This window comes from Thalassotalea sp. Sam97, assembly GCF_041379765.1.
Lineage (GTDB): Bacteria > Pseudomonadota > Gammaproteobacteria > Enterobacterales > Alteromonadaceae > Thalassotalea_A > Thalassotalea_A maritima.
The window spans coordinates 1,866,484-1,880,490 of the sequence record NZ_CP166919.1; the positions used below are offsets into that span (position 1 = coordinate 1,866,484).

The 14,007-nt window shown below is 43.1% G+C and carries 12 protein-coding genes; 5 read left to right on the forward strand and 7 right to left on the reverse strand.

Features of this window, described 5'->3' with window-relative positions; genetic code table 11:
• Positions 1-13: 13 nt before the first annotated feature.
• Together ACAX20_RS08435 and ACAX20_RS08440 are read left to right on the forward strand one after the other, a co-directional pair.
• Positions 14-508 (forward strand): DUF2306 domain-containing protein, encoded by a 495-nt coding sequence (locus tag ACAX20_RS08435; protein WP_371185392.1) that lies wholly within the window; start codon positions 14-16, stop codon positions 506-508.
• Positions 509-621: 113 nt separating this feature from the next.
• On the forward strand, positions 622-1,056 hold the full coding sequence (locus ACAX20_RS08440; RefSeq protein ID WP_371185394.1) for a hypothetical protein: 435 nt from the start codon (positions 622-624) through the stop codon (positions 1,054-1,056).
• Positions 1,057-1,084: 28 nt separating this feature from the next.
• Here ACAX20_RS08440 and ACAX20_RS08445 read toward each other — a convergent pair whose 3' ends face one another.
• The 5 genes from ACAX20_RS08445 to upp all read right to left on the reverse strand — a co-directional run bounded on the left by ACAX20_RS08445 (position 1,085) and on the right by upp (position 5,951).
• The gene (locus ACAX20_RS08445; RefSeq protein ID WP_371185396.1) at positions 1,085-2,458 is read right to left on the reverse strand and encodes a DASS family sodium-coupled anion symporter; all 1,374 of its coding nucleotides are present in this window, start codon (positions 2,456-2,458) and stop codon (positions 1,085-1,087) included.
• Positions 2,452-3,492 carry a beta-N-acetylhexosaminidase gene (nagZ, locus tag ACAX20_RS08450; protein ID WP_371185398.1) on the reverse strand — a complete coding sequence of 347 codons (1,041 nt, stop codon included), beginning with the start codon at positions 3,490-3,492 and terminating at the stop codon, positions 2,452-2,454. The genes ACAX20_RS08445 and nagZ overlap by 7 nt, the downstream gene beginning before the upstream one ends.
• A 12-nt stretch (positions 3,493-3,504) precedes the next feature.
• Positions 3,505-4,128, reverse strand: a complete 624-nt coding sequence (locus ACAX20_RS08455) for a TetR/AcrR family transcriptional regulator (protein WP_371185400.1) — start codon at positions 4,126-4,128, stop codon at positions 3,505-3,507.
• A 417-nt stretch (positions 4,129-4,545) separates the two neighbouring features.
• Positions 4,546-4,911, reverse strand: a complete 366-nt coding sequence (locus tag ACAX20_RS08460; protein WP_371185402.1) for a hypothetical protein — start codon at positions 4,909-4,911, stop codon at positions 4,546-4,548.
• A 413-nt stretch (positions 4,912-5,324) separates the two neighbouring features.
• Positions 5,325-5,951 (reverse strand): uracil phosphoribosyltransferase, encoded by a 627-nt coding sequence (upp, locus tag ACAX20_RS08465; protein WP_371185404.1) that lies wholly within the window; start codon positions 5,949-5,951, stop codon positions 5,325-5,327.
• A 282-nt stretch (positions 5,952-6,233) separates the two neighbouring features.
• Here upp and ACAX20_RS08470 point away from each other — a divergent pair, with 282 nt between their 5' ends.
• Positions 6,234-8,588: a sugar-binding protein gene (locus ACAX20_RS08470; protein WP_371185406.1), complete on the forward strand. Its 2,355-nt coding sequence runs from the start codon at positions 6,234-6,236 to the stop codon at positions 8,586-8,588.
• Between the two features lie 86 nt (positions 8,589-8,674).
• Here ACAX20_RS08470 and ACAX20_RS08475 read toward each other — a convergent pair whose 3' ends face one another.
• Entirely contained in the window at positions 8,675-9,313 is a 639-nt protein-coding gene (locus ACAX20_RS08475; RefSeq protein WP_371189623.1) for an MBL fold metallo-hydrolase, read from the reverse strand.
• 171 nt (positions 9,314-9,484) lie between these two features.
• Here ACAX20_RS08475 and ACAX20_RS08480 point away from each other — a divergent pair, with 171 nt between their 5' ends.
• Positions 9,485-10,387: a phospholipase A gene (locus tag ACAX20_RS08480; RefSeq protein WP_371185408.1), complete on the forward strand. Its 903-nt coding sequence runs from the start codon at positions 9,485-9,487 to the stop codon at positions 10,385-10,387.
• 290 nt (positions 10,388-10,677) lie between these two features.
• On the forward strand, positions 10,678-12,015 hold the full coding sequence (locus ACAX20_RS08485) for a sodium-dependent transporter (protein WP_371185410.1): 1,338 nt from the start codon (positions 10,678-10,680) through the stop codon (positions 12,013-12,015).
• Between the two features lie 140 nt (positions 12,016-12,155).
• Here the strand turns inward: ACAX20_RS08485 and rmuC are convergent, their stop codons facing one another.
• Positions 12,156-13,937, reverse strand: a complete 1,782-nt coding sequence (gene rmuC / locus ACAX20_RS08490) for a DNA recombination protein RmuC (RefSeq protein WP_371185412.1) — start codon at positions 13,935-13,937, stop codon at positions 12,156-12,158.
• Between the last annotated feature and the right edge of the window lie 70 nt (positions 13,938-14,007).

The window sequence follows — 14,007 nt, forward strand, 5'->3', positions numbered from 1 at the left end:
AGGATAATTAAAAATGGAGTTTTTCTTTCAAAGTACATTAGGTGGGTTTCATACGCTATCCGCTATCGTCGCCCTAATTACTGGTGCTATGGTCTTTTTACGCAAAAAAGGCAATGCTCAACATAAAGTCTACGGTTACACGTATGTAGTCGCCATGTTGGCGTTGAATATCTCGGCAATACCATTACAAAACTTGTTCGACGGTTTGGGGTGGTTCCATCTGTTTATCGTCATCAGCCTGCCCTATATTATCTGGGGTATGTATTACCCACTCTTTGCTCGCAGTAATCCCAACTGGATGGTTAATCATTTTGAAATATTATCCTATAGCTATATAGGGTTATGTGCTGCGTTTATTGCCGAAGTGGTTGTGCGATTGCCTTTACAGGCCATGGTCGGCAATGTTAACCAATTTATCATCGGTGTGTTTGTCATTGCGTTTATCTGCGCTGTTATGGGTTATCGGGTTATTCGCAGCTACAAAACAAAACACTTTGCACAGTCGTGAGTTCACAAAAGTCATTCAAATGATCATATTCAGTGTTGGCATAATTATCTTCTGGTGCTTTAATGAAATACATGTAAGCGCTTCATATTTAAAGCAAAAAAAGAGGAAAACTCATGACCAACCACTTAAAGCCCGCTCCGAAATGGTTTGTTCCTGTTGCAGCTATCGCTCTGGTATGGAATCTTATCGGTGTGATGGCGTTTTTTACTGGACCTGCCAATAACCAAGCTGCGCTGGCAGAGCTACCAGCCGTTCAGCAAGTGTTCTTTGCTTCAATGCCCACATGGGTATTAATCGCCTTTGCTATTGCCGTCTTTGCAGGCAGTGCTGGATGCCTTTTTCTGGCACTCAAAAAACGTTTTTCGGTGATTTTATTTGCGCTGTCTCTGCTAGGGATTATCGGCCAACAAATACACGCCTTTGTGTTAAATGATGGCCTCGATATCTTTGGTCAGAACGCCTTGATTATGCCGATATTAGTCTTGATTGTCGCCATCGCACTACTGCAACTTAGTCAATATGCGAGCAAACATCACTGGCTCGATTAACGCGAATTGATATGGCGTAAGATTGACATTAAGTCAGTAATAGATAACTCAATAAGGCAACAAGCGTTGATACCACAAAACTCAGCAATGCACCTTCAGTGACCATTTGCCTGATGCTGATCTGCTTAGTACCATAAGCAATCGCATTAGGTGCTGTGGCAACAGGCAACATAAAAGCACAACTGGCACAAATGGCTGCGGGGATCATCAATACTTTCGCATCAAAGCCTATCGATATTGCCGCGACAGCCAGCACAGGCATTAACAAGGTTGCTGTGGCAGTGTTACTGGTAATTTCAGTAAGATAGGTCACCACCCAGCACAGGATCAATAACATCGCTAATAAAGGTAAATAGGCTAACGATGCTAACCAATTACCAAGCATATCACTCAGACCCGAGGCAACGAACCCTTTAGCGATAGCGATACCTCCAGCAAACAACAGCAGCATATCCCATGGAATAGTTTTCGCGGTTTGCCAGTCGAGCAGTCGTCCGCCTTTGCCATTACTTATGGCAAACATCAACACCACGGCTGTTAATGCAACGGTACTATCACCAATACCTAAGACACCAACTAAGCCAGTCCAACCACCAAATGGCTCTTTACGAAATACCCAAGCAAGCGCAGTGAATGCAAATACCGTCAGCGCTCGTTTCTCTTCAACACGCCAAGCACCAGGTTTGGGCATGACAACAGGAGTTGACAAATGAACACCGCGACTTAACCATAACGCCATCAAAGGGACAGCCAATAACACCACGGGGATCCCGATTTTCATCCACTCTAAAAAACCAAACTCTATACCGGTTTGCTCTTCGTAAATACCCGCAAAAATAACATTTGGTGGCGTACCAATTAACGTACCGACACCGCCAACACTCGAAGCATAGGCAATACCTAAGATCAACGCGACTTTCAATTTGTCGTTATCAACGTGATTTAGCAGCGCTAACGCCATGGGTAACATGATCAACACCGTGGCGGTGTTGGATATCCACATGCTCAAAAAAGCCGCCGTAAGCATAAAACCTAAAATCAACCGTTTACCGCTATGAGTACCAATCCAGCGCACCATATATACCGCTAAGCGTTCATGAGCACCGCTTTTTTCCAGCGCCTTTGAGAGCATAAATGCGCCCATCAATAGCAAAATAACGTGCGAACCTAACGCCGAAGAAACGGTTTTATGATCGACCACCGAAAACATCGGTAATAGCGCAAAAGGTATGATAGAAGTCGCTGGGATTGGTAACGCTTCACTGACCCATAGGACAACAGTAAGTAGGGTGATCGCTGCAGTAACCGCGCTTTGATGGTTAAAGCCAAATGCTGATAACAGGCCATAACAGATCAACGCCAAAGCCGGCGCAATAAACAGAAAATGTTGACGTTTTAGCATGTAAACAACTTACCTCGACATGCTTGCCAGTGAGGATCCCTACGCAAACGTTGCCAATCTCGGCCATTTCGATTTAGCATGCTCTGCACTCGCTGAGTCGCTAGCGTATCGTCTGCATTTATATTCGCATTATTGATAGCCTCTATCGCACCTTGACGATCATTGCAAACCAACAGCATATCACAGCCAGCATCCGCAGCAGCTTCACAACGATCAGCGAAACTTCCAGCTGACGTTGCCCCTTGCATCGACAGATCATCGCTAAAAATCACTCCGTTAAAACCAAGCGACTTGCGCAGTACCTGCTGCAACCAATACCGGGAGAAGCCGACAGGTTTATCATCAACATCAGGATAGACCACATGCGCCGGCATCATCGCGGCTAACGCGCCCTCATCAATAAGGCTGTGAAACACCTGCATATCATGCTGAAATATCTCGGCTTTGCTGCGCATATCACGTGGCATGGCAATGTGTGAGTCTTCTTTGACGCTGCCGTGACCAGGGAAGTGTTTTCCCGTCGCTTTCATGCCCGCTTTGTTCATGCCTTGGATAAAAGCACGAGCTAAATTTGTCACAACTTTAGGATCTTTAGCAAAGCCTCTATCGCCTATCACATCGGAAATGTCATCTACATCGAGTACCGGTGCAAACGAGATATCAATACCACAAGCTTGTACTTCGCTGGCCATTAAAAAGCCAAATGCGCTGGCTAGCAATTTGCTATGCTCGAGTACGTAATGTGGCGTGCTCATATTAGATAGCTGTGACTGACTATGGCGATGAATGGCACCCATCGCTGGAATCGCGGATAAGCCGTCACGAAAACGTTGCACTCGCCCACCTTCATGATCCACCGCAATCAACAGGTGTTCATTAACAGCTTTTATTTGCGCTGTTAATTGGCATAACTGTTCAACACTGTCAAAATTTCGGCTAAATAAAATAAGCCCACCAACATGAGGATGGGCCAATAATTCTTTATCTTCAGCGGTAAGCTCTCTACCTGGAACGTCAATCATCAATAATGACATAATGTTTCACCTTTAGCGGATCGGTGCCCCCACGCCAGCGGCAATATAAGGAATAATGCGTTCAATCACACCTGCAACATCGACCTTGTTACCAAAATCGTTATCGGCAATATCAATCAGCGCTGCCGATGATGACATAGTGAATACAACCGTGCCCATGGTAAAGTGCAAGCGCCAAAAAATGTCTTCCGTGCTTAATTCTGGATACGCGCGATGCACGGCCGCGACAAAATTATTTAAAATACCTGGATAGTTGGTAGTAATGAACCAGCGTAAAAAGCCTTGGTTATCAACATAACTGCGACCGAGCAATTGTAAAAAGATGCTGGTACCGTTTTCTCTAAAATCGTTTAACGCTAATAATGGGGCAGAAAATGCGGTGAATACGTCATACAAGTCGGGTTTTTGCTGTTGTTCATTCACTTGCTTTAATGAGGCTACGAGAGGTTCAGAAAGCTCATCTAAGTAACGCTTCATCAGCGCTTTAATCAGTTCTTTTTTAGAGCCAAAGTGGTAGTTAACCGCAGCGAGGTTCACGTCAGCTTCACTGGTGATTTCTCGTAACGATGTTGAGGTAAAGCCATTCTCAGCAAACAAAATTTCTGCCGCGTTTAATATCTTCGTTTTTGTATCCATAACTTCTTGTACCACTAAAACCGAACATTTCGGAACATTTCAAACACACGTTTAAAATGACAGCTCACAAGAACTCTGTCAACCTTAAGTTATTGTCTATGCAGATAAAGATTCTATTGTGCTTTTTTTGTAATCAGCCATAGCAAAATCGATTAAAAAAAGTCACCTAAAATAACGGCAAAACGGCGGCACTCGTCCATACTTAATTGTAGAGACGCACATAACATTTCTCCCTGGACCCATAAGCTCGATCTGTCAACTTAGCCTGTGGGTCTTTTTTTATATACGCTTTGTTATATGAACTTTTTATCGGTATTTTCATGTACGCCGTTTTTTATAGCGGTATAGAAGAATGCTGCCACTTTACCGAAAATAAAAACAAAAACTGTAATATTCCAAGGCAAACTACAAATTTAGTTACAGCTCATGTACAACATGCAACTCGGGCATAAATACGTCGAATATAGCTTTATTATCACTCATCGTAAAACACCAAGAATCCTCTATAGCGTCACGCTTGCTAACCCCTTCAAAGCCATAATAACTCTGGTACTGCACGCCTATTTTCACTTTACCGACATCACCGTCAAACATTGAATCGGTTACTGCAAACGAGGCCATATCAACGTGCGCGCGGGAACAGATTTGATGGGCAGTTCGCGCCAACAATTCGTTAAATTGCACTTTATTCTCTAGTAATTTATGAATAACAAGCTGCTTCAACGTATCATGGCAGCCGTTATGTTCTTTTTGCAAGTCAAGTTCAACACGCATTTTGTCCATCGCAAATTCCCCTAAAATGTTGTTCTGTAGGCAACAGCGCTTATTTGGCGCTTTGATAGAAGGCATCATATCACCAACCACCACAACCTGTAACCACCTATGAAACATTTCATCGCGATAAACATAACGATTGTATCAAAATCATTACAACTGCTATGTTCTACACAGACAGGCATCTGCGCCGTAGGTGAGATAGTTCAAAACAAGGTCATCGAAAAATATAGGGATCATGCAAAAGGGTAATGTAATCGACTCATAGGCAAACGCTAACGTCATAGGTGTTACAAACCTAGGTAAGCGTATCAATAAACGTGCACTGCTAATTATCATCGTTAATCAACAATCTCAGCCGATGTGTCAACCAACTATCAGCGATATGACAAATCTACGTAATTCTTGGTAATTACTGGTAACTACTTGGTGCCAAATATCTTATCACCGGCATCGCCAAGGCCTGGGATGATATAACCGTCCTCATTTAAGTGACTATCGATTGACGCGGTATATACGGCAATATCTGGATGACTGCGTTGTAGCGCTTCAATCCCCTCTGGTGCGGCAACCAAAACCAAGGCGATAATATGGCGACAACCGCGTTGTTTTAACAAATCAATGGTTGCAACCATTGAGCCACCGGTTGCTAACATGGGATCAATCACCAAAGCAATGCGCTCATCAATCTCACCAACGAGCTTTTCAAAGTAAACCACTGGTTCAAGGGTTTCTTCATCACGATACATACCAACAACCGATATGCGCGCATTCGGTATCAGTTTAAGAACACCATCCATCATGCCAAGACCGGCGCGCAATATCGGCACAACCGTCACTTTTTTGCCTTTTATTTGCTCTACTTCGATGGGACCGTTCCAACTATTAATGGATATTTTTTCCAGTTCAAATTGCTTCGACGCTTCATAGGTCAGCAAGGCCCCCACTTCAGAGGCAAGTTCCCTAAAATCACGTGTACTGATGCTGCCCTCGCGCATTAATCCAAGCTTGTGTCGAATTAATGGATGATCAACTTCCACCACAGTCATGTCTTTCTCCATCGGCTATGTCGATTTACCCATAGCATTGAGTATGGTCCATATATGACAAAGTGTCATGAACAATGACGAATGTCTCAACAAACTCGGCATCGTCTTCAAACTTCCTCCCGACCAATTATGAAGCAATTCACCAAGGTAAAGTTAACGCCATGTTAATGCGAATTCTTGGTGACAAGATTAACCGTAACATACCCGTTATTTATCGCATTAATGTTGAGATCAATAACCAAGGCATAGACAATAGCGCCTTTTTTGTCAGCCTAAGCTCTTATGTTAAAAACAATAATTTCCTTAACAACGGCTGCGCTCGTATCTTTTCATAGTTACGCAGGTGCACATTACAGTGACGACGCCATCGTCATTCCTCAACAAACCGGCACCATCAATGTCGACGGAAACCTATCCGACCCCATTTGGCAACACGCTCGCCGAGTGAAAATGAATAACATAACGAGACCTTATAACAATATTAAAAACGATTTTGATACTGAAGCCTGGCTAATATCTGACGACTCGACATTGTATATTGCATTCGTGGCTGAAGACCCTGAGCCGAATGCCATTCGTGCCTTTTACCGAGACCGCGATCGCTCATGGGGTGATGATTTGGTAGGTATAAAAATCGACACCTTTAATGATCAGCGCCAAGCCTATCGATTTTTATCCAACCCGCTAGGGGTACAAATTGACGGCATTGAAAATGAAGTAACCAAACACGAAAGTGATTCATGGGATGGCATATGGGAAAGTGCAGGTAACATCACCGACAAAGGTTATGTTGTTGAAATGGCCTTGCCGCTGCGCATGCTTAATTTCAATGAAGACCTAACAATGCAAAACTGGGGCATTGAACTGGTTCGTTACTACCCTCGTGACGTGCAACTGCGCTTGTCTAATATCTATATGGATCGCAAAAACGACTGTGAAATTTGCCAACATGTCAGCGCGACAGGTTTTAAACAAGCCAAACAAGGCGCTAATTTAACGGTTGCGCCATCGCTTGTGGCGAGTTCAAATCAAACACGTGATGAGAATAATCAATGGCAACAGAGCGACGATTACCAAGCTTCGCTCGACGTGCGCTGGGGGATCACGCCAGACGTTCTGTTAAATGCGACCATTAACCCTGATTTTTCGACCGTAGAGAGCGACAACGCGCAGTTAAGCATTAACAATACCTTTGCTTTATTTAATCAAGAAAAGCGCCCGTTTTTCCTAGATAACGCCGACTATTTCGACAGCAATTACAATCTCATTTACACCCGTAATATTAATGCTCCTAATTACGGTATCAAATTAACCGGCCGCTCTGATGAGCATACCTTTGCGTTTTTCGTTGCTGATGACGAAACCACCAATATTTTAATACCAGGTAACCGCAGTTCATCGTTTGCTGTCCTTGACGCTAACTCGCAATCGGGCGTGTTACGTTATCGTCAAAACGTCAATGCCGACGTAACCTTAGGCTTGACCAATACCTTTAGAACATCGGATGATTATTACAACGTCGTTACTGGTCTAGATGCCGATGTACGATTTAGCACCGCAGATCGGTTAAAGGTACAACTGCTACAATCAGCAACTCACTATCCCGACGAACTGTTTGCCCAATTTTGTAACAGCGATGATCAACAAGACTGCCAACAAATGAGCGATACTCACTGTGATTTGAGCGGATGTGTATATAACGAGCAAGTACTGCGGACCAATAATAGCGACCGATTTACCGGTAATGCGGCGAAAGTCAGTTTTACTCACCGAAACCAACATTGGATGTATCGTGGCAATGTCGAGCGTCAAAATGCAGGCTTTCGTGGCGACCTAGGTTTCATTTCCCATGTTGACTTTAACAAAGTCGCATTTGCGGTCGAGCGTCGTTGGTATGGTTCACCAAATCAATGGTGGACTGAAGCAAAAATCTATTCTGATTGGGACATGACCCATAATGACAATCAGGAAATGATTGAACGTGAATGGGATGTTTTTGCGTCAGTGCATGGTCAATACGATAGTTGGTTGCAGATCGCATATACCCATCGCGATGTCGTCGGCTCTCGTCTAGACAAAAGCAACTTAGCCATCGATGGTAATACCACCTTATTCACGCAGGATGTATTGCGTTTTAATGCATTTGCACGTCCTATTTCTGGCATCTCCGTTGATACTGAGATCGTTTACGGCGATAAAATTGACTACCGCGATAACCGTGCAGGTAAAGGCATCGACTTTTTTAGCGGCCTAAAGTGGAACATCAACCGCCATATCGAACTGAAACTGCAGCATACGTTTAGTCAACTGGATGTCGCGGGCAGCAATAAATTTATTGCTCGCTTAACCGATTTGCGCGCCACTTATCAATTTAACGTACAAAGTTTTTTACGCTTAACCACAGTGTTCAACAATACCTCACGCAACCCTTATAATTATCTTTACGCCGATCCTGAAACCATTGATCGCAATAGCAAAAACTTAAGTCTGAAACTGTTGTATGGCTACAAGTTTAATCCGCAAACAGCGTTTTACTTTGGCTACAGTCAACAAAGTGTTGGTTATGAGCAGTTTTCAACACTTGAACAACAAGATAAAAGCTTATTTATGAAGCTCAGCTACGCCTACCTGCAATAACAAAGGCGGCTAATATTGAATAAAAAAGGAGCGAATCATCGCTCCTTTTTTATTGGTTTATTTGTCATGTCTGGGTTAGCACAAAATTACACACTATCACCAACATATGGATTGGATCGACGCTCTTCACCAAACGTGCCCATAGGCCCATGGCCCGGAATGAACTTCACGTCATCTCCAAGTGGCCATAGTTTGGTTTTAATCGCATTGATTAAGGTCGCATGATCACCCATCGGGAAGTCGGTACGACCAATCGATCCACGGAATAACACATCACCAACTTGCGCTAATTTCGATTTTTCGTGATAAAAAATAACGTGCCCTGGGGTATGACCTGGGCAAAAATATACGTTCAACGTCTCGTTACCCACGGTGACCGTGTCGCCGTCCTCAAGCCAGCGGTCAGTGCTGAATTTACGCGCACCTGGAAAACCAAACTGCTGTACTTGTTGCTCAAAAATATCGAGCCAAAACTGATCACCTTTATGTGGGCCTTCAATTGGCAGAGTGAGCTTATCGGCAATATCTTGCGTACCACCAGCGTGATCAACATGGGCATGCGTTAATAACAATTTGGTTAAGGTGATGCCAAGTGCATCAACTTCAGCAAGGAGCCTCTCGACTTCACCACCGGGATCAATAATCGCTCCTTGCATGGTCTCATCGCACCAGATGATGGTGGCATTTTGTTGAAATGGGGTGACGGGAATAATTTTAAACTGCAACATCGTATCACACTCTTACAGGCCTTATATTTGTGAATCCATAAAGGCGGTTTCGTTTTGCTGATTATCATAAAGAGCTATGCCGATTTACACCAGTCTTTTATAGGTAAATAATTGTTATTACGATATAATTACAAGACACTGATGATCAATTAATAACAACAAAAAGCTATGGACCACCCACTCTATCGTCTTGCCATTCTGATAACCGTTATGTTTGGCCTACTCATTCAACCAGCAGCGGCCAGCGACAGTGAGTCGTCAGTAACAGAGCAAGTCGACGCTAAGCCAGCATCTCGTTACGATACGCGCTACTTTATTCTTAAACCGCACAAGCGAAATTATGTATTGCCCATAACCGGCACCGATAATTTTCATGACGACGCATACGAAAATATCCCGCTATTTTCTGATAACTTTGAAGACATCGAGGCGAAGTATCAACTTAGTCTCAAATTCCCATTAATCGACCCGAGTTTTTTATTTGATAATGACAGTTTTCATTTTGGCATTACCATACAATCATGGTGGCAGATTTATGCTGATGACATTTCCAAGCCATTTAGGGAAACCAATTATCAACCTGAATTATTCTACCGTGCTCCGACTCCATGGCAGCCGTTTGGTGGTGATTTAGTTTTAGGTATTGGCTTAGAGCATCAATCTAATGGTCGTTCGCAAGCATTGAGCCGCAGTTGGAATCGTCTGTACGGTGAAGTACTTTTCACCAAAGGTAACTTTAAAACCTATTTTAAACCGTGGTATCGATTGCCTGAAAATGAAAAAGATAATCCAAATGATGCCGATGGCGATGATAACCCAGACATTCGTGATTATATGGGCAATTACCAGATTGAATTTGAATATTTATGGTATGACGTAGGTTTAGAGGTCATGTTACGAAAAAACTTCACTTCACATAAAGGTGCCGTAGAGGTGGGGGTAACCTTTCCTATATGGAGTGGTCTGCGTGGTTATATGCAATATTTCAATGGCTATGGTGAGAGTTTAATCGACTATAACCACAATCAACAAAAACTTGGCTTGGGGATCATGTTCGATACCTATTTTTAGGCTTAAACCATGCACCTTGTATCAATATGTACAACTCACCCTACAATGATATGCTAGTGATATGTTAGCGACATGTTAGAAACCCGACATGTCGCTAAAAAACTCCGATTTTATCCCCTAAATACAAAGTTTTACTTGCTTAACATCGCTAAATACGGTGTTATTAAAAGCTAGATTTATTTTGACGTTAACTGGTCCTGTACCTATCGACTTTGCTCGCTAAGCATCTCGATATTAATCACATTTTACATACGTCAAAGTCACTTCGATTCAAATAATAAGAGCATTATATGGTTTCATCAACTCGCGACTCATTTCATTCACGTATAGGTTTTGTGCTTGCAGCAGCAGGCTCGGCAATAGGCCTTGGTAATGTTTGGGGGTTTCCTACTCAAGCAGCGAATAATGGTGGTGGCGCGTTTGTTTTTGTTTACTTAATTGTTACCTTATTATTGGCATTCCCTGCACTGTTTACGGAAATTTATTTGGGCAATCAAGCGCAGAAAAATCCGGTTGGTGCGCTTGAAGATGCCTGTCAAAGTGTGTCTCGAAAATTAGGTCGATTTGCCGGCCTATTTGGCCTACTCGGTGCGGTATTGATGCTGAGTTTCTATTCTATTGTGGCCGGCTGGATGTTGTCACACGCCCTATCACCGCTTATGGCGCTACTCAATTTTGATTCGGTGTCGCAATGGTTAGCCAACTCTAGTACAGCAAGAAACATTGCCTTTACCCCTATTTTTATCATCTTAAGTGCGTTAATTATCAACCGTGGCGTACATCGCGGTATTGAGCGTTGGTCATCACGCTTAATGCCGATATTGTTTGTGCTACTACTTGGTTTAATTGCCTACATCTTGCAACAACCTGGTGCGCTTGACGGTGTCGCTATGTACCTTACCCCAGACTTTTCACAAGTGACGGATCCTAAGCTGGTGGTATCCGCTATGGGCCAAGCGTTTTTCTCGCTATCTATTGGTGTTGGTGGCATGATGGTATATGGCTCCTACATGAAAAAAGATGCCAATATTGGCCGTTTAGTGTTATCAATTGGTTTACTCGATACACTCATCGCTTTCTTAGCTGGTTTACTGATCATCCCAACCTTATTTGTTGCTCAGCACCTAGGCCAACAAGTTTTTATAGATGGTCAACTCGTTGGTGGTCCGCAGTTGATCTTTTCAACGCTACCAACCCTATTTGCCTCAATGGGTGAGATTGGTTTGTATGTGTCGCTAGTATTCTTTTTATTGATGTCGATGGCTGCATTAACATCAACGATTTCCTCAACCGAAGTTCCGGTATCGTACCTGGTAGAAGATAAAAAATACTCTCGCCTAAAAGCGACGTCCTTAGTGTCCTTCATTGTATTGGTCGCAAGTATGACCCTAGTATTCAACTTTGAACAATTGTTTGGCGCTGTCATTAACTGGGTTAATTCATTTCAGCTACCGATTATGGGCTTATTTTACTTTATCGTGGTGGGTTGGATATACAAACGTGGTAATAAACTCGCTGATCATGCCCAGCTCAAAGGCAATATGTGGTTGAAACTGTGGGCAAATTACTTACGCTTTGTTTGCCCAATTCTTCTGTCACTGGTATTTATTAACGTCATCTCAGGGTAATCTACCCCATAATTGGCCATATAAATAAAACACAAAAGCCACTTATTATCATTAATAAGTGGCTTTTTCTTTGTTCTGCTGCAGTGAGCTATCGCGATAAGAATCTCAATGGTGGCAATCCGTCGAGTGATCTGACGTCGTTATACGTTAACGACCTTTGGATCAACGCTGTTATACCCAGGTTCGTCATTTGCCTCGGTTTCCTGCGCAGTTGGCAACGCCGCGCTGATCTGTGGATGATCAGCACCTAACTCCAGATTGGCCTTTTCAACCAACGCCGCTGGTAGTTCACTTTGTACCGCAACACCTAATTCCTTAAACTCAGACGCCTGCTTGATCAAATTACCGCGACCACTATATAACTGGCCATAAGCCTTGTCGTAAATATCTTTGGCTTTATCGAGCTGTTTACCTACGCCATCCATGCTGGTTAAGAACGTATTGAGTTTGGCATAAAACTTCTCAGCCCGATTGGCAAGTTCTGCCGTGTGCTTATTCTGCTCTTCAAAGCGCCACAATTGACGAACTATATTCAAACTGGTCAATAACGTGGTTGGCGTGGCAATCAAAATATTGCGCTCAAGCGCCGTTTGGAACAAGGTTTCATCGGCTTTTAATGCTTCGACATAAGCGGATTCAACCGGAATAAACATGACCACAACTTCTGGCGAATTAAGTCCGGGTAATTTGTAGTAATCTTTATCTGCCAGTTCATTTAAACGATCACGTACCGCCTGTGCGTGCTCTTTTTTCGCCAGCGTACGCTCAGCATCATCTTCGGCATTAACAAAACGGGTATAAGCGCTTAATGAGGTTTTCGCATCAATAACCAAGTGCTTATTCTGTGGGAGATAAACCACTGCATCTGGACGTAATCGGCCTTCTTCCGTAGAAAAGGTTACCTCGCGTTTATAGTCTTTATCTAAACGTAGCCCTGAATTATCAAGCACGTTTTCTAGCATTAACTCGCCCCAGTTGCCCTGCACTTTCTTTTGTCCTTGCAAAGCGGTGGTCAGTTTGCTGGCTTGTTCGGTGATCTCTTTGTTGAGTTTTTGTAAATTCTCTAGTTCAGTACGCAGTTTCACGCGTTGCTCTGACTCTTTACTGTGGATGTCTTCGACTTTATTTTTAAAGCCTTGCAACTCTTGATGGATAGGCTGCAAAATATGTTGCATGCTTTCGGTATTCATATCCTTAAACGCTTTACCTTTACGCTCAAGGATATCATTGGCTAAGCGTTCAAACTCTTTCTTCAGTTCGTCTTTACTGTCTTGCAATAATTGTAATTGCTGATCAAAATGCAATTGTTTGGTTTTCATTTCGGTTTGCAGACGCGCATTGCTCTGTTCCACTTGATGATATGACTGTTGCAGTTCAATTAAGGTTTGTTTGGTCTGCTTAAGCTCGTCTTTTGTTGTCTGTTTATCGTCAGTAGTGGCAATGAGTTGTGCTTCTAATTCTCGTACATTGGCTCGCGCATCACTAAGGTCTTGTTGGCTGCGATTAAGTAGCGCGTTTTTTTCCATTAGCTCTTTACTGACCGTTGCATAGACCTCATTAACCGAAGCCAGTTTACTTGATAACCCAGCCTCGCGTTGTTGTGCTTGTTGTCGCTGCTCGCGCTCGTTGCTTAATGTTTCTTGGCTAGTCGTTAACTCCTGTGCTAATCGCTCTCGCTCAACCAACAAGGCTTGTTTTTCACTAACTGATTTGCCAAGTTGAACTTCTAGTGCGGTATTGCGATCGTTGAGATCCCGCTGTATTTGCTCCAACTCTGCTTTCGTCAGTTTTAGTGCTTCCAATTCCGTGTTCACAGAAGACAACGCCAGTTGATTTTTTTGATTCTGTCGTGTCGCTAACCAATACGTCAACACCATAACCAGTAGCAGCGCTAATAAAAAAGAGATATACAAAGTCGTCATAAATTACCCATAATAAAACCAAACCACACAACTGTATATAATCACAGTAACACATGAGGAATGCAAATAA